Consider the following 20,253-nt stretch of genomic DNA (forward strand, 5'->3'; position numbering starts at 1 on the left):
CGCATCCGGGCTGCGGGCGTTCTCGGGAGGCGGGGGAGAGGTCCGGCGAGTTCGACGCGCGGAGGCTTCCACGACATCACGGCGGCGAGTGGCATTGACGACTCTCCGTGCACAAAGTGATGCCCTTCACCCGATGGAGGGACTCGTCGTTTTATTCTGTCGGCCTTGCTCATGACGAGCTGACAAGGGAGTCGATATGGAGGAGTTCCTCGACGAGGTCAGCAGTGTGGTGTGGGGGCCGTTCCTCCTCATCCCGTTGCTGCTGGGCACGGGCCTGTATCTGACGATCCGGTTGGGCGGGGTCCAGTTCCGCAAGCTCGCTCCGGCGCTGAAGCTTGCGCTCATCAAACGCCGGGACGCGGATGCGGACGGTGACGTCTCCCATTACCAGGCGCTGACCACCGCGCTCGCCGCCACCGTCGGTGTCGGGAACATCGCCGGTGTGGCGACCGCGATCTACCTGGGCGGTCCCGGCGCGTTGTTCTGGATGTGGGTCACCGCGTTGGTGGGCATGGCGTCGAAGTACTCGGAAGCTTTCCTAGCGGTGCGGTTCCGCACCAAGGACGCGCGTGGAGAGATGTCCGGAGGGCCGCAGTACTACCTGGCGAAGGCCATTCCGAATCGGTTCGGACTCGTGCTCAGCATCGTGTTCGCGGTGTTCGCGGTCGTGGCGAGCTTCGGCATCGGCAACATGACGCAGTCCAACACCGTCGCCGCCTCGGTGGAGGGTTCTTTCGGTATCCCGTCCTGGGTGACGGGCGTCGTCATCACCATCGCCGCCGGCGCTGTCCTCCTCGGGGGGATCAAGTCGATCGGTAAGGTGACCGCCGCGTTCGTGCCCATCATGATCATCGTTTATGTTCTGGGCGGCATGGCTGTGCTGCTGCTCAACATCAACGATGTTCCGGCGGCGTTGGCGCTGGTCGTCAGTGACGCCTTCACGGGGACCGCGGCCACGGGTGGTTTCCTCGGTTCGACGTTCATCATCGCCTTGCAATACGGTGTCGCCCGCGGGATCTTCTCCAATGAGTCCGGCCTGGGTTCGGCGGCCATCGCGGCCGCTGCGGCACAGACGCGGCACCCGGTTCGGCAGGGCATGGTGTCGATGACGCAGACCTTCATCGACACGATCATCGTCGTTTCGATGACCGGCCTGGTGATCGTCATGACGGGCGCCTGGGAATCCGGTATCGAGGGTGCGGAGATGACGGCGGAAGGCTTCACTCGCGGGTTGCCCGGCGATTGGGGCCACTACGTCGTGACCGCGGGCGTGGTGTTCTTCGCTTTCTCGACCATTCTGGGGTGGGCGTACTACGGCGAGCGTTGTATGGAACGGCTCGTCGGCATCAAGGGGGTCATGCCGTACCGGGTGGTGTTCACCGTGATGATCCTGGTGGGCGCGACGACCGAACTAAGCTTGGTCTGGGCCTTCTCCGATGTGATGAACGGTCTGATGGCACTGCCCAACCTGATCGGGCTGGTGTTGTGCGCCGGACTGATCGCCCGTGAAACCAGGCAGTACCTCGAGGCGGACTCCGATCTGCTGAACCCGCCGGCCGAATCGACCCTGCACGGCACGGACGTTCTGTCCGGTCCTCCCCGCGACCCCGTGGACTGACCGGCGGGCTGAGATCGTCGAACCCGGGCGCACCTTCCGGTGCGCCCGGCGTTCCGGGCGACACCGTGCCGGTGGGGAGAACACACTCGACGAATGGGGTTTCCCCCTTGAATCGCAAGGCTGGAAGGGGATGCCTTCAGAGGTATCGCGGTACCGTGTTCGTGTGGCTTTGACTATGTGCGATGGCGCCTCGCCCTTTCGATGGATCGCGCAAAGCGAGGTTCCGTGGCCGCGGTTGGTTTCCTTCGGACCCTCCGGTTTCGCCGCATACGCGAGGTTGCGATTCGTTTCCGATCCCACGCACGAGGGCCAGCAGGAGTTCGACGCCAACGTGGTCAACGACGAGTCCGAGCAACTGCGAACGTTGTTCGATGTGCTGGCGGAGCACACCCGCACCCCGCAGGAGTGCTACTTCTGCCTCTGGGACGGCACCGGCGACATCGTCATGCCTGATTCTCCCGGTCCCGTCGAAGACATGGCCGCCGCCGCGAATCCGGATCCACGAGCTCAACCGACACGTTTGCCGAAGCACGCTGTGCGGTCCCGGCTGCCCGGACCGCTGGTGAGCGTGCCGCACCGTTCGTACTACCTCTTTCAAGGGCCGTTGTCGGACGCCGGAATGTGGAGCGTCCCCGAAGGATGGCCTGACCAGCCGCGGCTCGACATCACCCACACCGCGTTCGCATGGACCGCAGACCACGCGTGGTGCGTGGCCAACGACGTCGACCCGCATTGGGCGGGAATCGGTGCTGACGCCGACGCCATCGACCGGCTCGTCGCCGACCCCCGGCTCGATGTGGTGCCGGCCGACCCCAACGCCGAGCAACCGGCGTACCGGTGAACGAACGCACTGTGCGCTCGGCGAGTTCTGCGAGGCAGCCGCCACGCGAGCACACTTTCGAGTAGGGCGGAACCGAGCCACGCGGCGTCGGCACGCCTTTCGATTACCGGAACGCCAGTTTGCTGAGAATCGGATTCACGCCGGTGAGCGCGGCACTGTCGGTGGCAGTGTGGGGGCTTTCGCACGGACGTGTCGACGTCCCGGGCGTGACCGGACTCGAACGGACTTGAGTCCCCACCGGGCCCGTCCGAACAGACTAGGACACAGGCACGAACAGGAGACGGTGCCGTATCCGACTTTCTCCAGTACCTCGTACGATGCCGGGCTCCGTGCGAAGGAAGAGGGAGTTCAGCAGCGGTCGCTATTCACAGGCGATGCCATCGTTGTCATGGTCGAGTCTGTAGATGTCACTGCCGATCACTCTGATCGGTCCGCTGACATATGCGGGGCCGTCGCCACTGCCGCCTGCGCAGTCGACGTCGCTTGCGACGGGAACGCAGCCGCTGTAGTTGGGGTCGCAGTCCGGGTGTGGTTCGGGCTCGGGTTCTGGAGGAGGCGGCGGGATGTACCTTTCCGTCGATTCCGGTTCGGACGGCCGCGTTGTGCCGGCTGATTCCGAGGTTTCTTCCGTCGTAGTCGCGGTGGTCGTTGATGTTGTCGTTGTCGTTGTCGGCTCTGTAGTGGTCGTCGTGCTGGCCGCCGTGTTCAGGGTGTAGTCGTCGGCGGCCTCGGTGTTCGGAGTAGAGTCGTCATTGCCGCTCAGCGCGCCGATCAACAGGAAGGTCACTGCTGCGGCGATTGCTACGGGCAGCTTCCACGAAGCTGTGTTCTGCTGACCGTGCGCAGGCGCCGGTGACGACCCGACGGTGGGGGGAGTCACGGGTGGAGAGCTGCGTGGTCGAGCAACCGTCCCGACCCGCTCTTCTCTTCGAGTCTGCCCATCTCGGTGTCGAAGGACCCCGGCGAAACGGACAGGATCCGCGCTCCCTTCGCACCGAATGCAGTCGCCCTCCGCTGGGAGTACCAGATGACGAAGTTCTTACTGAGCGAGTAGGCCAGTCCCGGCCTCATCGCTTGCGGAGCTAGGCGTGTGGACCACGTCAGTTTGCCGAGAAACGTCGCCGGATCGGTCAGTGCGAGCCGGGAGCTCCGAGTGGGGACGAGGAGTCGAGGGAACAGGTGGCCCGCGATCGACGCGACGTTGACGAGGGCAGCGCCCTGACCGGCGAATGCGAGGAATGTCTCGGTGAGGTGGACTGTACCGAGTGCGTTGATCCGCACGATGGACTCGGCCGAGCCCATCTGAGGGCTCACTCCGGCGGTATGCACGACGGCGCGGACCGGACCGGCCTCCGTTGCCGTGGTGAAGAGCGCTTCGACCGAGGGCGGTCCGTGACATCGCTGACGACCGCTTTCGCTCGTGATCAAGAGCCTAGCGTTCGACCAACTTCGCCAGGGGGCCACTGTCGTTCTCCTCGCTCGCCGCTCAGCTCGTCGAGTAATGACCGCTTCGCACTGGAGGGAGGGCGAAATGTGTGGAGTGGTCACGAACACGGCGCTGCTGCGATGGCCACGATTGAGCTGGCCACAGCGGCCGCTGTGAGCTCGGAACAATCGGCCACGCAGAGTGTGTTCACAGGTCGCCGTCGCGGACGTACCGAACGTACCGCTGCAGTGCCATCGAGCGGGGTGAAAGACGGCTGTGTAATCCGTATCGTCCTCGATAAGACGGGCCTTGAGCCGAGTGGGCCGGTGAGTCGGCCATGGCGGTCGACTACCCCGCCATGGCCGGCGCGAGGTCACGCAACGGTTGGGCGAGTTCCCGTCGGAAGAAGTCGATGAATCCGTCCGGGTCCGGACCGTTGTTCTGCAGGACGAGGTGGTCGAAACCGGCGTCGAGATAGGTACGTGCCGACTCGATGTAGCGGTCGGGCTCGGGACCGCACGGCATGGCTGCGGTGATGTCCTCCTCCCGCACCATGGTGGTCGCGGCCTCGAAGTTCGCCGGGTTGGGCAATTCACTCATCACCTTCCAGCCGGTCAGTGCCCAGCGGGAGGTCGCCAGCGCCGCGCGTGCCGCGCTCTGTTCGTCGGTCGCCCACGACATCGGCACCTCGCCGTACTTCGGCCCTGTTCCGCCGGATTCGTGGTAGGTGCTGGTGATCTCGGATTTGGGTTCCGTGGCGAACAGTCCGTCGCCGAGTTCGGCGGCGATACGCGCTGCTTTCGGCCCGGCAGCGGCCACAGCGATCACCGGGAGCTGTTCGGGAAGGTCGAACACCTGCGCGTCGGCGAGTGTGAAGTGTCTGCCTTCGTAGGAGCGGTATCCCCCTCGCCACAGCAGGCGGATGATCTCCAACGCCTCGCGCAGCCGCTCGTGGCGTCCCCGCACGGTCTCGGGGAAACCGGGGCCGACGATGTGTTCGTTCAGACGTTCGCCGGAGCCGACACCGAGGGTGAACCGGTTGCCGGACACGAGAGCCAGCGTGGCGGCGGCCTGAGCGATGATGGCGGGGTGGTACCGAACGGTGGGGCACGTGACACCCACCACCAGGTCTATCTGTTCGGTCCTCGCGGCGATGGCTCCGAGCGCCGTCCATGCGAAGCACGAGTGTCCCTGCACGTCGAGCCACGGGTGGTAGTGGTCGCTCATCTCCACGAAGTCGAATCCCGCCTGTTCGGCGAGGACCGCCTGGCGAATCAGCTCGTTCGGACCGAAGGCTTCCGCGGCCAGCTTGTATCCGATGCGCATCAGGTCCTCCCGTTCCATCGGCCCTGATCGGGGCAAGAGTCTTCTTGGTGACTACCCCGTGTCGACGACTTGAACATGGCGCGGAAAGAATCGGCTGCCAGCGATGAGTCCCGCGTTACGCGCGAGCGTACGTTCGTACGTTCCCGTCTGTAGGGTTCCGCGTATGACTGTTGATGTACCGCGTCGGCCCGCTCTCGCTGACCGGCGGGCGCGCGTTGCCGTCGCCGTACTGTTTTTCACCAACGGCGCCCTGTTCGCCAATCTGTTGCCGAGGTACCCGGAGATCAAGGCGGATCTCGGCATCGACAACGCCGTCTACGGGTTGGCCGTCGCAGCGTTTCCGACGGGCGCCATCGCGGCCGGATTGCTGGCCGGGGTGCTCGTCCGTCGGGCGGGTTCGGCCCGGGTGGCGGTCGCCGGGACCGTGCTGACCGGGGCAGCGATCATCGCGGCGGCGGTGGCCGATTCGGTGTTGCTGTTCGCCGGGGCGCTGTTGTTCGCCGGGGCGATGGACGCGATCACCGATGTCGCGCAGAACGCCCACGGTCTGCGTGTTCAACGTCGTTACGGACGTTCCATCATCAACTCGTTCCACGCCATCTGGTCTGTCGGAGCCGTCACCGGCGGGTCCATGGCGGCCGGGGCGATCGCGCTCGGCCTCCCCCGAGGACAACACTTATCGATCTCCGCTGTGGTGTTCGGGGTCGCCGCATGCATCGCCTTGCGGTTCTGCCTGCCCGGACCCGAGACGGAGCCGAATTCGAGAGCCGACGCCGAGGGGCGCGAGTCGCCGCAGCGCACGGGCCTGCGCACCGCCTACCTGTTGCTCGCGTTGGTCCTCATCGCCACAGCCGGCACTCTCGTCGAGGACGCGGGCAACTCCTGGGCCGCCCTGTATCTCTCCGGCTCGCTGCACGCGTCGGCGGCGGTGGCGGCTTCCGGCTACATCGCCTTGGTGGGGGCCCAGTTCGTCGGGCGGCTGGTCGGCGACCGGCTCGTCGACCGTTTCGGTCAGCGCGCGGTGGCCCGCGCCGGGGGCCTGATCGCCGCGACGGGTATGGGACTGGCACTCGCGGTGACCACGGTGCCCGGGACGATCCTCGGTTTCGCCGCGGCGGGGCTGGGGGTGGCGACATTGGTGCCCGCCGCGATGCACGAGGCCGACGAACTGCCCGGCCTCAAGCCCGGTTTGGGGTTGACCATCGTCTCCTGGCTCATGCGCCTGGGTTTCCTGCTCTCCCCGCCGATCGTGGGGTTGATCGCCGACGCGACGAGTCTTCGCGTGGGTCTGTTGGTAATACCCTTCGCCGGGCTGCTGGTGTTGGTGTTCGCTGGGGCGCTGCGACCACGGCGGTGGTGAATGACGTGCCGGGGGTCCCGGACTCCGCCGCGCGGAAGCGTACGACCGTACGTTATGGGGGTATGGTCATATGCGTGTCGACGGACGACCTCATGGAGGCTTCGCTGACAAGCCTCGCCCGTGTACCGGTGGTATTCACCGAAGACGGCCGAATCGATCTCGCCCGCGGGAACCGGGCCGTGCTGTCGACCGCTCGATGTCGTGTCGGTGCCGTCCGGCCGGTTGGGAATCTGTGAGCTCGTCGCCATGGCAACGGGGCGAACCGATCCGCAGCGTCGCGAACGTATCCTCGCCGCCACCCTCGACCTCATCGCCGAGGAGGGCCTCGCACGCGTCTCCCACCGGAAGATCGCCGCGCGCGCCGGTGTCCCTCTGGGGTCGATGACCTACCACTTCAGTGGTATCGAGGCGCTGCTGCGGGAGGCGTTTCGCCGCTTCACCGACCACATCGTCGATGTCTTCGACACATACCTCTCCGCCGCGGCCGACTGTGAGCAAGCTCGAACGGCCGTGGTCGACCTCGTGCACGCTCTGTCCGAGGGGCGTCAGCGTGACCTCGTGCTCACCCAGGAGCTGTACACCCTTGCCGCACGTCGGCCGGAATACCGGGAACTCACCCAAGAATGGATGCGCCGCAGCCGCAGACACCTGGAGAAGCATTTCGATCCGGACACCGCCCGCCAGCTCGACGCCCTCATCGAGGGATTGACGCTGCATCGAGCGCTGGCCCGTCGCCCCCATAGCCGCGAGCTGACCCTTGAGTCCGTCACTCGCATCACCACAACGGAACGGCGCAACGACGAGTCGTGACCGAGGTCGGCCCCGAGATCTCGGCCACCGAGCGGGGCGAGGGCGCGGTGGAGCTCCCGCCGTCGAACCGCACTGAAAGGCCGGGTTCGGCGTCCTTTGCAAACCCGAGTCAGGAGGAGCCGCGTCGACGGGCCAGCTCGACCAGCCGTTCGGCGCCGTCGGTCCAGGCGTCGCCGTGGCCGGTGAGCACCGTCCGCGCTCCTGTTTCGGCGATCGCGTCCAACGACTCCAAGGCACGTTCCGGGTCCACAGTGGCCGCTCCTGAGACGATCTGGGGTTTCCACGAGCCGCGGTAGGGGTTGAGCGTCACCACGGCATCACCGGAGATGACCGTGTCCCGCTCCGGGAAATGGAACGCACAGTGCCCCAATGTGTGTCCGGGGGTGAACAGCACCCGCGGGGAGCCCGGAACCGGCAACGTGGCGTCACGGATGCGGCGCACCTCCTTGATCGGCTTGGGCCACCATGCGCGGTTCTTCACGAACCCGGCGACCATCGGCATCGCCTTGAACTGGGTCAACAAGTACCACGTGAGTGGACGGTCACGGCCGTACTGGCGTGGGTGCCGTGTCAAGGGAACATCGTTGTCGTGGATGTAGACCGGCACACCCACTTGGGACCGCAACCGTTCCGCGAACCCGAGATGGTCGAAGTGGCCGTGCGTCAGCACCAACGCCTTGATATCCAGGAGTCGTTTACCCAGTTCGCTCAGCGCCTGTAGCAGCGAATCCCACGACGTCGGCAATCCCGCGTCGACGATGGTGAGTCCGTCCTCGCCCTCGACGATGAACCAGTTGACGTAGGAGTCCTCCACACAGTGGATGCCGTCAGCGACATTCCTCTTCAGCATCGCCACCTCCTCGCTCGGGTCTGGACACGGCTACCCCCGCCGACGACTTTCCATGTCGCCGGCCACGGGCACCGGACGCAGAGCAGGGTGGTGTGTGGGGATCGCCTGTGAACCGTTCGCCAGCTCGGTCGAGGGCGACGAAGGCTGTGGCAGTCCCGGTTCATTCGGCGGGCTGGAATGCGGCCACAGCGGACTCGGCGATGGCCTGATCCTGTTCACCGGTTCCCCCGCTGACACCGACGGCACCGACGACCCGACCATCGTGCTGGAGGGGGATCCCACCCGCAAAGATCATCACTCGCCCCTTGTTGGAGGCGTGGATACCGAAGAACTGCGAACCGGGTTGCGCGTTGTCGGCGAGATCCCTGGTCGAGATGTCGAAGGCGCGGGCGGTGAAGGCCTTGTTGATGGAGATGTCCACACTGCCGACCCAGGCGCCGTCCATCCGCGCATGTGCGACCAGATTGCCGCCCGCGTCGACCACCGCGATGTTGACCGGCTGTCCGATCTCCTGTGCCTTGCGTTCCCCTCCAGCGATGATCCCGCGCGCTTCCTCCAGCGACACGGATGGCAGGTTCTGCATAGTCGTCACCTCCGCTTTCGGCCGTCCGTTCGGCGGCCACACCGGCCACCTACCCGTGGGAAACGGGCCGAAACGTGCGTGCCATCGGCTATGCCGCTCCGGACGGGCCGCCGGCCGTCCAACTGTGGACTAAGGACAGGGCCGGTACGGGGCCGGCCGCCATATTTCGTTTTCCGGCGATTCGGTCGGGTATGTGTCCTGCTGAAGGCGCACGCACAGTCAGGAGCTTTTTCGATGAATGCTGCGGCCACTCAGCCTGTCGATCAGGCGGTCGGCCACTTGGAGACAGTGCACGCGTTCGACGACGGGCCGATGCCCACGGGAGTCAGTGTCTCCCGCTCCGGACGGATCTTCGTCAACTTCCCGAAATGGGGAGACGAGGTACCGGCCACCGTGGTCGAGTTGCGTGACGGCCGTCCCGTTGCGTTCCCGGACGAGGCATGGAACACGCCATCGGGAGATGATGACTCGAACGCGCTGGTATCCGTGCAGAGCATCGTCGTCGACCCGGACGACAGGCTCTGGATCCTCGACACCGGTGCGCCGATGATGCAAAAGACCGCACCGGGCGGCCCCAAGCTGGTCTGTGTCGATCTGAGCAGCGACTCTGTCGTGCGAAAGATCGTTTTTGATCCCGACGTCGCTTTGGACACCACTTACCTCAACGATGTCCGGTTCGACCTGCGCCGTGGTGAAGCCGGGTATGCGTTCATCACCGACTCTTCGGACCAGGGCCCCAACGGTCTCATCGTGGTGGACCTCGCTACGGGCAAGGCATTCCGACGACTGCATGACCATCCGAGCACCAAGGCTGAGCGGCCACCACACTTCGTTCCGGTCGTCGAAGGCCGTTTTTTCCTGGAACGACCGCCGGACGGGCCGCCGAAACCGGTCCTGATGGGATCGGATGGAATAGCGATCTCCGCCGATGGATCTCGTCTTTTCTACTGTCCACTCGCATCCCGGCGATGGTGGAGTGTGTCGGTCGAGGCGTTGGTGGATCGTTCGTTGACGGACGAAGAGGCAGCCGCGACCGTGCTCGATGAAGGTGACAAGGGAAGTTGCGGCGACGGTTTGGAAACCGACGACACTGGGCGAATCTACTACACCGACGGTGAACACAACGCTGTTATGGCACGCAATCCGGATGGCACCACCGAGACCGTCGTGCACGACGCCAGACTACTCTGGCCCGACACTTTGTCGGTCGCCGGCGGCTATCTGTACCTCACGGCGAATCAACTTCATCGCCAGGCGCAGTATCAGAACGGTCAGGACCTACGCCGCTATCCGTATTCGTTGTTCCGCGTCCGGATCGACGCCGGGCCGATCCGGCTACATAGTTCAGCGGCTACCGAGTAGGGGCAACGCACCGAGCTCTCTGCGCATTACGCACGGGTGTCTGCAAGCGTCGTGATCGCGCTCACGGTGCGTCGGTGGTCGCCGCCATGGGTATCCACGCGCTGACTACGACGAAGGAGCTGTATGGCCGACCGGGTATCGGATATCTGGGGTACACGCACGCCACATGCGAAAGACTCGCCTTGGCCGGTGCGGGTCGATCTACATCTGGAGGACGGCCTGGCCGAGTCGGACGTGGACCGCTGGGTGCAGTCGGCGTGTGTGTTGTGCAGCAACGGCTGTGCCTGCGACATCGCGGTCAAGGACGATCGCATGGTCGGAATCCGCGGGCGAGCGGGTGACGTGGTCAACCACGGGAGACTGGGCCCCAAAGGCCTCTACGGTTCTTGGCAGTGGAGCCACACGGACCGGCTACGCAGGCCCTTGGTGCGACGTGGGGGCGAGCTGGTGGAGAGTGATTGGGACACCGCCATGAACCTGATCGTGCGGCGGTCGCGGGAATTGTTGGACGAGGTCGGGCCGCTGTCACACAGCTTCTACACCAGCGGACAGCTGTTCTTGGAGGAGTACTACACCCTCGCGATGATCGGCAAGGCGGGCCTGGGGACACCGCACATGGACGGCAACACCCGGCTGTGCACCGCCACGGCCGCTGCGGCGATGAAGGAGAGTTTCGGTTCGGACGGTCAGCCCGGCAGCTACACCGACATCGACTCGTGTGACGCGCTGTTCTTGTTCGGCCACAACATGGCCGAGACCCAGACCGTGTTGTGGACGCGGGTACTGGACCGGTTGCACGGGCCCGACCGTCCCGTGATCGTGGCAGTCGACCCTCGGCGCACGAAGGTGACCGAGGCGGCGGTGGAGTCCGGGGGAGTGCATCTGGCCCCTTTGCCCGGCACGAACCTCGCGCTGATGAACGGCTTGCTCCGCGAACTGATCACTCGCGGGTGGGTCGATCACGACTACGTCACCGCGCATACTCTCGGCTTCGACGAGCTGGCTGCCACCGTGGAGCCGTATACCCCGGAGCGGGTGGCCGCGATCTGCCGGATCGACCCGGACGAGCTGCGGCGTGCGGCCGAGGTGTTCGGCACGTCCGATCGGGTGTCGTCCACCGTGTTGCAGGGTTTCTACCAATCACACCAGGCCACCGCGGCGTCCTGTCAGGTCAACAACCTGCACCTGTTGCGCGGGCTGATCGGGAAACCGGGCTGCGGCGTCCTGCAGATGAACGGGCAGCCCACCGCTCAGAACACCCGTGAGACCGGCGCTGACGGCGACCTTCCCGGGTTCCGTAACTGGGACAATCCCGAACACGTCCAGCAGCTCGCCGAGCTGTGGAACGTGGACTCGTTGGCCATCCCGCACTGGTCACCGCCCACTCATGCCATGCAGATCTGGCGTTACGCCGAGCAGGGCTCGATCCGGTTCCTGTGGATATCCGCGACCAATCCCGCGGTGTCGCTGCCCGAACTCCCACGCATCCGCGACATCCTCGCCAAGGAGGACCTGTTCGTCGTCGTGCAGGACGGATTCCGAACCGAGACCGCGCAGTACGCCGATGTGGTGCTGCCCGCCGCGCTGTGGGGGGAGAAGCAGGGCACGTTCACCAACGCCAACCGCACCGTGCACCTGTCGGACAAGGCGGTGGAGCCACCCGGTGAGGCCCGTTCCGACCTGGAGATCTTTTTGGACTACGCCCGCCGCATGGACTTCCGCGACCGGGACGGAGCACCGTTGATCCCGTGGCGGGACCCCGAAGAGGTCTTCGAGGCGTGGAAGGAGTGCAGTCGCGGCCGGTTGTGCGACTACACCGCCCTCTCCTACGACAAGCTGCGCGGCCACAGCGGCATCCCGTGGCCGTGTGACGATGAGCATCCCGACGGATGCGACCGGCTCTACGCCGACGGGGTTTTCCCCACCCATCCCGATGTGTGCGAAAGCTACGGCCGGGACCTGCTCACCGGTGGCTTCGTCTCGCCGGAGCAGTACGAGGCGATGCGTCCCGACGGCCGAGCGTTGCTCAAAGCGGCCGAGTACGTGGCTCCTCCGGAAGAGCCCGACGAGGAGTTCCCGTTCGTCTGCACCACCGGGCGCACCGTCTACCACTTCCACACCCGCACCAAGACCGGCCGGTCCCGACAGCTGCGGCGCGCGGCGCCCGAGCCCTGGGTGGAGTTGTCCGCGCACGACGCCGCCATGTTGGAGGTCTCCGAGGGGGACCTGGTTCGTGTCGAGTCGCCCCGCGGCCGTGTCGAGGCGCCGGTGCGCGTCGGCCGTGGCCGGGACGGCGTGGTGTTCGTGCCGTTCCACTACGGCTACTGGGACAGCGGAGCCGACGGGCATGAACGTGCGGCCAACGAACTGACCCTCACCGCGTGGGACCCGGTGTCCAAGCAGCCGCTGTACAAGGTCGGCGCTGTGCGCGTGACCAAGCTCGCCGCCGGGGAACGGCCTGCTCCCGCGCCCACCACCACGGCGTCGGCACCGCACGACCCCGAGGGTGTCCCCACGACAGCGGGCGACGACGACGTGCGGGAAGCCCTCGCTCCCACGGAGCCGCCCGCACCGCCTCCGACACCGGAGAGGACGGCGAACGTGCCGCACACCGCGTCGGAGGCGAAGGGGTAGGGAACATGCATCTGGCCACTTACCTGGGACTGTTGCACACGTCTTTGACGTCCCTCGCCGACGCCTTCCGCCAGGTCGGGCACGGGCACGGCCATGAGCCCGACGTGCGGAGTACCTGCCAGTTCCTCGCCGGACGGGTCGACCGACAGGCCGATGCCCTGGCCCCGGTGGTGGCACGTTACGGCGAGCACTGCGAACCCGAACCCGAACGCCTGCACGCCGCCGGCTTGGACTCCACGCGCAGCGGACCCGTCGGATTGTTGCGCGATCTGCAGGATCTTTACACGTTGGCCAGCCTCACCGACGTCACCTGGACCGTCGTGGGACAGGCCGCCCTGGGGTTACGCGATCGCGAACTGCTCGACATCGTCCGCTCCTGCGAACCCGAAACCGCGCGCCAACTGTCTTGGCTGCGTACCCGCATCAAGCAAGCCGCTCCGCAAGCCCTCATCGCGGCGAGATGAGCGTGAGAAGCACCATGTCCGCCCGACACACTGTTCTCCCAGGCCGAGCCCGCGACGAGCACTACCGCCGTCGTCCGCCACATGGCTCGACCGCCCCTGACGGCCCGCGCCGCTGCACGCTGCGCGATCGGCGTTCCAGAGAGTGGTACGACCTGCTGCCGGTGGCGTTCCGGTCGGAGAATCGGACCCATGACAACCCGCCCGGACAAAAGTCTGCCCGACACACTGTCGTTTCCGACCAACGCCGTCCACGCGGGCAACGAGATCGACGCCGGTTCGGGGGCGATCCGCACCCCGATCATCATGGCCAACTCCTACGCGTTGCCCGAGGACCCGTCCCAGCTGAGCTGGTCGGGGACCGACGTGCCGCTCTACAACCGGAACTCGGGAGCCAACCAGCTCGGTCTGCAACGCAAGCTGGCGGCGCTGGAGGGTGGCGAGGACGCCGTCGTGCTGGCGTCCGGGGTCGCGGCACTACACGCGGTGTTCTTCAGCCACCTGCGCACCGGCGCTCACGTGGTCGTCGCCGACGTCACCTACGAAGCGACCTGGCGGTTGTTCGCCGAATTGCTGCCCGACCGCTACGGCATCGAGGCCACCTTCGTCGACATGATGGACCTCGACGCCGTGCGAGCGGCGATCCGACCCAACACGCGGATCGTGCACGTCGAGACCATCGCCAACCCGACCACCAAGGTCACCGACATCGCCGCGGTGGCTTCGATCGCACACGACGCGGGAGCGCTTTTGGTCGTCGACTCCACGTTCACGCCACCGCCGCTGTATCGGCCGCTCGAGGACGGCGCGGACCTGGTCGTGCACTCGTTGACGAAGTACATCAACGGGCACGGTGACGCGATGGGGGCGCGGTGATCGGCTCGGCCGAGCTGCTCGAACCGGTCAAAAGTGAGGCGATGGTCGATGTGGGCGGGGTGATCTCGCCGTTCAACGCCTGGTTGATCACACGTGGTTCGGTGACGCTGCCGCTCCGGTTGCGTCAGCAGATCACCTCGGCCGCGCGGATCGCCGAGCGGTTGGAACAGGACCCCCGCATCGCCTATGTGGCCTATCCGGGCCTGTCCAGCCACCCGCAGCACGAGTTGGCCACTCGGCAGTTCGGCGGCCGGGGATACGGGGCGATGATGGCCTTCGCCGTCAACGGTGACCCCGACACGCAGAACCGTTTCGTCGCCAACCTACGGGTCATCACCTCGGCGGTGTCGCTGGGGCATGACGAATCCCTCATCGTGCACGTCGGCACGCAAGGACCTCGGGTCGTGCACTATCCGGAGCCGTTCCGGAAGTGGGGACACCTGCGGTTCTCGGTCGGTATCGAGGACACCGACGACCTTCTCGCCGATCTGATCCATGCTCTTGACGAGACTTTCGACTGAGGACCGCCCGGGGGAGCCGGAGCTCGCCGGTTCCTTCCCACCGGATAGGGGCCGACGAGCGGCGGCAGTGGTAGGACGGTAGGACGGTAGAGCCCGGCCCGTACGTCGACGCGGGCTGGGCCTACCTTGCCGGCGCGTTCAGGCGCCGATGCCGTCCAGCGTCGCGAGCGCGTCCTCGGGCAGTTCCAGCGAGGCCGCCGCGACGTTCTCCCGCAGGTGCGCCACCGACGAGGTGCCGGGGATCAGCAGGATGTTCGGCGACTGCCGCAACAGCCACGCCAGAGCCACCGCCTGCGGCAACGTGCCCAGTTCCTTCGCCACGGTGTCCAAAGTGTCGGACTGGATCGGGTTGAACCCACCCAACGGCCAGAACGGCACATAGGAGATACCTTGCTCCGCAAGCCAGGCGATGAGCGGTTCGTCACCACGATGCGCGATGTTGTACCAGTTCTGCACGGTCACCACCGGCGCGATCGACTGCGCCTCGCGCACCTGCTCCTCGTCGACCACACTGACGCCGAGGTGCTTGATCAACCCCTGTTCGCGCATCTCGGCGAGAGCGCCGAACGGTTCGGCGAGCGAACCGGGCACCGGCGAATGCCCGTCGGGACCACCACCGACCCGCAGGTTGACGACGTCGAGTACGTCCACGCCGAGCGTACGCAGGTTCGACTCCACCTGCTGCCGCAACTGCTCGGGCGAACGCGCGTGCGGCCATCCGCCGTGCTCGTCCCGTACCGCACCGACCTTGGTGACGATGTGCACGTCCTCGCCGTAGGGCGACAACGCTTCTCGGATCAGTTCGTTGGTCACGTGTGGCCCGTAGAAGTCGGCCGTGTCGATGTGGTCGACCCCGAGCTCGACAGCGGTGCGCAGTACGGCGATCGCCTCGTCGCGGTCCTTCGGCGGTCCGAACACCCCCGGCCCGGCCAATTGCATCGCGCCGTATCCCATCCTGTTGACGGTGAGCCCTTCGGCCATCGTGAACGTGCCGCCGAGAGTGTTACCCGCCATGATTCGTCCCCTTCTTCGCCGACCGGCCCGTCGCACAGCGCGGACATGGAAGATCCGCTGACACGGCATTATCCAACGCCGCCGATCAACACTCGTCCCCAACCGGCGTACCGGGTGAATACCGTCCTCACCCGCTCATGAGTCGAAGTGCCGTGGCTGTGAGGGACGCACCCGCATCGGAACGAACCTCTCACCGTCGAAATACAACAGGTATGTGTTCCGGTACAGGTGGCACGTGTGCTGGGTCAGGTGCCACCCGACGGACAGGGCCACCGCCGAGGAGAGCTCGGCCGCGACGACGAGTTCGTCGTCCGGGTGTTCTCTTCTGATCGAGGTCAGTTCCTCGGCGATCCTGTGCCCACAGGACTCCAGCTCGGGTTCCTCGTAGCGGGAAGGCGGTCCTTCCCGGACGGTGTTCAACGGGATGTTCACGGTGTACACCGTGGAGGCGCCGAAACTCCGGAGTCGTTCTATGTCGTCCCGGCCGGCTTCGGTGTCGAGTGTCACCAGCGCACCGACGCGATGCCCGGTCGGCTGAGGGAGTCGATGGATCTTTCTGGCACTCGGCACGGTGTTCCCCGGAGCGGCGGGACGGAGCGGGAACTCGTGTTCCTTGTCGTCTTCCTGTCGGGGCAGTTCGAGTATGTGGATATCGGAATGCCTGGCCGGCAGATATGCGCCGACGGCCATCGACATCGGCCAGGGCATGTTGGGGGCGACCGTCTTCTTGCCTTCGTCCGGTGCCGTGTTCAGCAACTCCTCCAACGCTACGCCGATCTCGTGGGAGAGTTCGTGGAGGTCGAGGACACCGTGATGGACCGAGTACTCGTAGTCCACCCAGCGGTGAATGCTGCGGAGATACATGTACCGGCGATCGGCGGCCAGACGGAAATCCATCCCCCCTTCGTTCAGCCGGTCCGTCACGCCCTCATCGAGGACCTGCAGGCTGAACAGAGTCCCGGAAAAGCTCCGAACCTCGTAACGTAGCCAGACCGCGAACGCGACCAGCAACACGGAACTGCCGAGGAAGACCCACCGCGACGCGACGATCGCCTCTTGCGGGTCCGACTTCGGCAGAATGTCCTCGAGGATGAGGGACACCGATCCGGTCACGATGGCGCCGAGCACGATGACCACGATGGTGACCACGCGTATCGCGGTGGAGGCATCACCGCCGGAGAATCTGAAGCGCTTCATCATTGTCTTTTCGGTGGGCCTTTCTCGGCGCTTTCTTCACCCGTCGTCTCGGGGGCCATGCACTGCGACCGACTCGGGCGGTCACAGTGTGTTCTTGTGGATCCGGCCGTCCTTGATGATCAGTCGCAGGTTGGTGTCGGGATCGCCGAGGAGGCTGAGATCCCGCGTGGGGTCGCCGTCGATCAGCAACATGTCCGCCCAGGCTCCTTCCGCGATGACTCCCAGGTGGTTGTGGTGCGGGGTGCGGGCGGCACCGTCGCTCTCCGCCGCGGTGGGGGATTGGTAGGGGTCGCGGTTCCCGGACAGGCGGAACAGTTCGGCGTTGCCGGAGGTGGCGATCTTCAGTCCGGCCAGTGAACTGCCGCAGAGCGAGGCCAGCCGGGTCAGCATCTCACTTTGTTTACCGCTCTTGCCCGGGTCCAGCAGCAGGTCCGTGCCGAAGGCGATGTCGACCCCGTGTTCGAGCGCCCACGCGAAGGTTCGTTCCACGCCGGTGCAGATCCGACGGTTCTTCTCGGCCGAGACCGGGTTGGCATACGTGTGGTCGTTTTCGACGAACGGCTGGGTGCTCAACCAGACACCGTTGTCGGCCATGCGTTTGATGTCGTCCTCGTCGGCCAATTGCCCGTGTTCGATCACCGCGACACCGGCTTCGACCGCCCGGCGGATGCCGGGGCCGGTGTAGACGTGCACGGTCACGTAGGTTCCCCAGTCGGTGGCCGCCTCCACCGCAGCGCGCATCTCGTCGGCGGTGAACTGCAATACGTCCAATGGGTCGTAGGCCGAGGCCGCACCGCCGCCCGCCATCAGTTTGATCTGGGAAGCTCCTTTTTTGAGCTGTTCCCGCACCGCGGCCAGGACTTGTGGACGTCCGTTCGCGACCCGCATGACCCCCAGTTCCTCGGCGCGGGAGGGAGTTCCACCGAGCGCGGTGGGCGATTCGTAGATCATGCCGAAGTCCCCGTGCCCGGCGGTCTGGGAGATCCCCGCCTGGCTGGGATAGATCCGAGGGCCCGGTAGGAGGCCGGCGTCGATCAGCCGTTTGAGGTCGCCGGTGTCACCGGCCATGTCTCGGATGGTGGTGAACCCGCGCAGCAGCATCGCCTCGGCCTCGGCCGCGCCGGTGAGATAACTCAACCCGGCACCGCTGGCCAGCAGCGTGGTGGGGGAGGCGCCGGTCAGCATGACATGGGCATGGGCATCACTGAGGCCGGGAATCAGTGTGCGACCGTCGGCGTCGATCACGATGTGGCCGGAATCGGTGGACGAAGGTGGTTCGTCGGCGCCGACGTGCGCGATCTTCCGGCCGTCGATCCGCACGTGCCCAGGGCGGACCTCGTCGCTGAGCCCGTCGAAGATCCGCGCGTTCCGGACGAGAATCCCCGTGTCAGCGCGCTGTCCTGCCTCACCCGCCCCCACTATGACCGCTCCCTTTTTCGATCGGAAGAACGCACGCCGAAGCCGAGGACGGGCCGTCGGAGCCTCGGACGTGTGCTTCGCTACGTGGGTTTGTCAGGCGAATACCCGGGAAGACCGTGGTGACACCGCAGGACGGCGTGGCGGTCGCCAAGGGCCTACCGGGGCGTAACGTCGAGCGGGAGCGGTCACTGTCCGTCGTTATTCGGATGCCGTGCTCGGGCGTCGAAACCTAGGGTCGCGGGCATGCCGACGATCGACGAGCTTCGGACACGGGTGGAGCACAGCTACGAACGCCTGAGGATGCCTTCGTGGCCCGACCCCCACCCGGACATGGCCTCGCCACGAGACGAGGAGTATTCCCGTGTCACCGAACCAGGTCGGTACGACATCGTGCACGCTCGAGCCCGTGTCTGGGCCGAGAAGCTGAGCGAGGTCCCAGGCGTGGAGCTGGAGCGTTTCACGCCCACGGCCGCTGGACGGCAGGACAGGGATCGCTTCGACCGTGGCTTCCGAATCACCTCGAGCACACCCGGAACGCTGCCGCTGCTGTTGCTCGAACAGAACGCGAGCGACGACGAGCCGACCGTGCCGTCCCTGCGGATCAGTGTCGTGCGACCCGACTTCGAGGTGGAGAGAGTGCCAGACTGTGGCTGCGACGCCTGCGATTTCGGTTCGGCCAACTTCCTCGAATCGATCGACGAGACGATCGGCGCCGTTGTCGGTGGTCCGTTCGTCATGCTGCGAGGGAAGGGTTGGAACGCCCATTGGTACCCGGAGGGCTCGGCTATGAGCGGAAGGAGCCTACCTTTCAACCACGTCGAGCTGCGGGAACTGTGTCGCCGACTCGTCGACGGTGAGGACGTTCGCCTGCCGCGCGGTACCGAGAGCTTCGTGGGCCACTCGTGGCTGACCTGAAGGAAGAGGGCTCCGAAGAGACTCGAGGAGAGGTAGGGGGTTACGACGGAAAACCCCCTGTTCGTCGGCTTCCAGAGCCACTGCTGCTGGCCGAGCGTCCGAGGTGGCATGGGAGGCTGGTGGCATGGCGAAGCCGAATGCCCTACAGATTCGTAACTTCGTGATGGCCTTCATCGCCATCGCTGTCGTGGTGTGGAACGTGTTCAACGATGGCCCCGTCATGCTTACCGTGATCTTCGGCGTGTGCGGCGTGCTCGCACTCGGATCAGCGGCGATGAACAGGCATGAGTGAGCGATGTCGCTCACTCGTCGGTCGGTGTGTCGCCGTCCGGTGACGCTTCGATGGTTTCCCACAGTGGCCGCGTGCTCGTGGGGTCTTCGGGGAGCGTGCGGTCGGTACCGGTGTCCTTCAACGCCACTCCGGAACGGCCGAGTTCACGGGCACCGGTGACCAGCCGCAGGACGGTTGCGGCGGCTTGCTCGTAGCCGAGGCCGTCCGGAGGGTGAATGTTCGACACGCAGTTGCGTTCCCCGTCGGTTCGGCCCGGGCGTGGGCGGTGGGTCAGGTAGATGCCGAGGCTGTCGGCGACGGACAAACCGGGCCGCTCGCCGATCACGACGAGTACTGTCCCCACCTCGAGTGCAGCGCCGATGTGGTCGCCGATCGCCACCCTGGCCTGCGTGGCGATGACAGGAGCGGCGATCGAGTACCTCGAACCCAGTTCGTTCACCAGGGCGGACAGCAACAGCGCTCCGTGGACCGCCAATGCCCGTGGGGACAGTCCGTCGGCGAGCACGATCCCCACATCGGCCCCGCTGGGGGTCAGTGAATCGAGTGAGGAGGGAAGACGTCCCAGGTCGGGACGACGCAGGTACTCCTGCCTATCCCATACCCGGCTGTGCAACACGGTCGGCGTTCCCACACCTGTCGCGGCCACGTCGGCGCACAGCGCGGAGAGGTCGACGGTCTGGTGGATGGCGTCTCGCGCATCGGCGTGGTCGGCTCGGAACTCGAGCACTCTGCGCAGCGGGACCGCGTC

Annotated in this window: 18 protein-coding genes and 1 pseudogene; 10 read left to right on the forward strand and 9 right to left on the reverse strand. The window is 65.9% G+C overall.

The genetic code is table 11. The annotated features are described in order from the left end of the window. Positions 1 to 196 precede the first annotated feature (196 nt). Both M7H19_RS03215 and M7H19_RS03220 read left to right on the forward strand, forming a co-directional pair. Complete coding sequence (locus tag M7H19_RS03215) at positions 197 to 1,618, forward strand: sodium:alanine symporter family protein (protein WP_298176915.1); 1,422 nt, start codon at positions 197 to 199, stop codon at positions 1,616 to 1,618. 235 nt (positions 1,619 to 1,853) lie between these two features. After that, positions 1,854 to 2,459, forward strand: a complete 606-nt coding sequence (locus M7H19_RS03220; RefSeq protein WP_298176917.1) for a hypothetical protein — start codon at positions 1,854 to 1,856, stop codon at positions 2,457 to 2,459. Positions 2,460 to 2,820: 361 nt separating this feature from the next. Here M7H19_RS03220 and M7H19_RS03225 read toward each other — a convergent pair whose 3' ends face one another. The 3 genes from M7H19_RS03225 to M7H19_RS03235 form a co-directional block, all read right to left on the reverse strand. After that, on the reverse strand, positions 2,821 to 3,246 hold the full coding sequence (locus M7H19_RS03225; RefSeq protein ID WP_298176919.1) for an excalibur calcium-binding domain-containing protein: 426 nt from the start codon (positions 3,244 to 3,246) through the stop codon (positions 2,821 to 2,823). Between the two features lie 89 nt (positions 3,247 to 3,335). Beyond that, positions 3,336 to 3,773 (reverse strand): hypothetical protein, encoded by a 438-nt coding sequence (locus M7H19_RS03230; RefSeq protein WP_298176921.1) that lies wholly within the window; start codon positions 3,771 to 3,773, stop codon positions 3,336 to 3,338. Positions 3,774 to 4,233: 460 nt separating this feature from the next. Beyond that, positions 4,234 to 5,229, reverse strand: coding sequence for a TIGR03557 family F420-dependent LLM class oxidoreductase (locus M7H19_RS03235; RefSeq protein WP_298176923.1), 996 nt, complete (start codon positions 5,227 to 5,229; stop codon positions 4,234 to 4,236). A 145-nt stretch (positions 5,230 to 5,374) separates the two neighbouring features. Between M7H19_RS03235 and M7H19_RS03240 the strand changes: the two genes are divergently transcribed. Next, complete coding sequence (locus tag M7H19_RS03240) at positions 5,375 to 6,571, forward strand: MFS transporter (protein ID WP_298176925.1); 1,197 nt, start codon at positions 5,375 to 5,377, stop codon at positions 6,569 to 6,571. 246 nt (positions 6,572 to 6,817) lie between these two features. Next, positions 6,818 to 7,381: a TetR family transcriptional regulator gene (locus M7H19_RS03245; protein ID WP_298176927.1), complete on the forward strand. Its 564-nt coding sequence runs from the start codon at positions 6,818 to 6,820 to the stop codon at positions 7,379 to 7,381. A gap of 109 nt (positions 7,382 to 7,490) precedes the next feature. Here the strand turns inward: M7H19_RS03245 and M7H19_RS03250 are convergent, their stop codons facing one another. Continuing rightward, on the reverse strand, positions 7,491 to 8,231 hold the full coding sequence (locus M7H19_RS03250) for an MBL fold metallo-hydrolase (RefSeq protein WP_298176929.1): 741 nt from the start codon (positions 8,229 to 8,231) through the stop codon (positions 7,491 to 7,493). 160 nt (positions 8,232 to 8,391) lie between these two features. After that, complete coding sequence (locus tag M7H19_RS03255; protein WP_298176931.1) at positions 8,392 to 8,814, reverse strand: heme-binding protein; 423 nt, start codon at positions 8,812 to 8,814, stop codon at positions 8,392 to 8,394. Positions 8,815 to 9,207: 393 nt separating this feature from the next. On the opposite strand from M7H19_RS03255, the gene M7H19_RS03260 reads away from it, so the two are divergent. From M7H19_RS03260 to M7H19_RS03275, 4 genes and pseudogenes are all read left to right on the forward strand, one after another. Then, on the forward strand, positions 9,208 to 10,176 hold the full coding sequence (locus M7H19_RS03260) for an L-dopachrome tautomerase-related protein (protein ID WP_298176932.1): 969 nt from the start codon (positions 9,208 to 9,210) through the stop codon (positions 10,174 to 10,176). Positions 10,177 to 10,299: 123 nt separating this feature from the next. Further along, entirely contained in the window at positions 10,300 to 12,810 is a 2,511-nt protein-coding gene (locus tag M7H19_RS03265; protein WP_298176934.1) for a nitrate reductase, read from the forward strand. 5 nt (positions 12,811 to 12,815) lie between these two features. Continuing rightward, positions 12,816 to 13,274 carry a hypothetical protein gene (locus M7H19_RS03270; protein ID WP_298176936.1) on the forward strand — a complete coding sequence of 153 codons (459 nt, stop codon included), beginning with the start codon at positions 12,816 to 12,818 and terminating at the stop codon, positions 13,272 to 13,274. 189 nt (positions 13,275 to 13,463) lie between these two features. Next, positions 13,464 to 14,668 (forward strand): annotated as a pseudogene (locus M7H19_RS03275) (aminotransferase class I/II-fold pyridoxal phosphate-dependent enzyme). A 138-nt stretch (positions 14,669 to 14,806) separates the two neighbouring features. On the opposite strand, the gene M7H19_RS03280 reads toward M7H19_RS03275, so the two are convergent. From M7H19_RS03280 to M7H19_RS03290, 3 genes are all read right to left on the reverse strand, one after another. After that, a complete protein-coding gene (locus M7H19_RS03280) occupies positions 14,807 to 15,682 on the reverse strand; it encodes an oxidoreductase (protein ID WP_298176938.1) in 876 nt (291 codons plus the stop codon). A gap of 135 nt (positions 15,683 to 15,817) precedes the next feature. Then, entirely contained in the window at positions 15,818 to 16,879 is a 1,062-nt protein-coding gene (locus M7H19_RS03285; protein WP_298176940.1) for a hypothetical protein, read from the reverse strand. Positions 16,880 to 16,960: 81 nt separating this feature from the next. Continuing rightward, on the reverse strand, positions 16,961 to 18,298 hold the full coding sequence (locus M7H19_RS03290) for an amidohydrolase family protein (protein WP_298176942.1): 1,338 nt from the start codon (positions 18,296 to 18,298) through the stop codon (positions 16,961 to 16,963). A 243-nt stretch (positions 18,299 to 18,541) separates the two neighbouring features. Here M7H19_RS03290 and M7H19_RS03295 point away from each other — a divergent pair, with 243 nt between their 5' ends. Together M7H19_RS03295 and M7H19_RS03300 are read left to right on the forward strand one after the other, a co-directional pair. Further along, positions 18,542 to 19,213 (forward strand): DUF6226 family protein, encoded by a 672-nt coding sequence (locus tag M7H19_RS03295; RefSeq protein ID WP_298176944.1) that lies wholly within the window; start codon positions 18,542 to 18,544, stop codon positions 19,211 to 19,213. A 124-nt stretch (positions 19,214 to 19,337) separates the two neighbouring features. After that, on the forward strand, positions 19,338 to 19,505 hold the full coding sequence (locus tag M7H19_RS03300; protein ID WP_298176946.1) for a hypothetical protein: 168 nt from the start codon (positions 19,338 to 19,340) through the stop codon (positions 19,503 to 19,505). Positions 19,506 to 19,515: 10 nt separating this feature from the next. On the opposite strand, the gene eutC is transcribed toward M7H19_RS03300, so the two are convergent. Next, positions 19,516 to 20,232 carry an ethanolamine ammonia-lyase subunit EutC gene (gene eutC, locus M7H19_RS03305; protein WP_298176948.1) on the reverse strand — a complete coding sequence of 239 codons (717 nt, stop codon included), beginning with the start codon at positions 20,230 to 20,232 and terminating at the stop codon, positions 19,516 to 19,518. Positions 20,233 to 20,253 lie beyond the last annotated feature (21 nt).

The sequence above is a fragment of the Saccharomonospora sp. genome (assembly GCF_027317685.1).
Lineage (GTDB): Bacteria > Actinomycetota > Actinomycetes > Mycobacteriales > Pseudonocardiaceae > Saccharomonospora.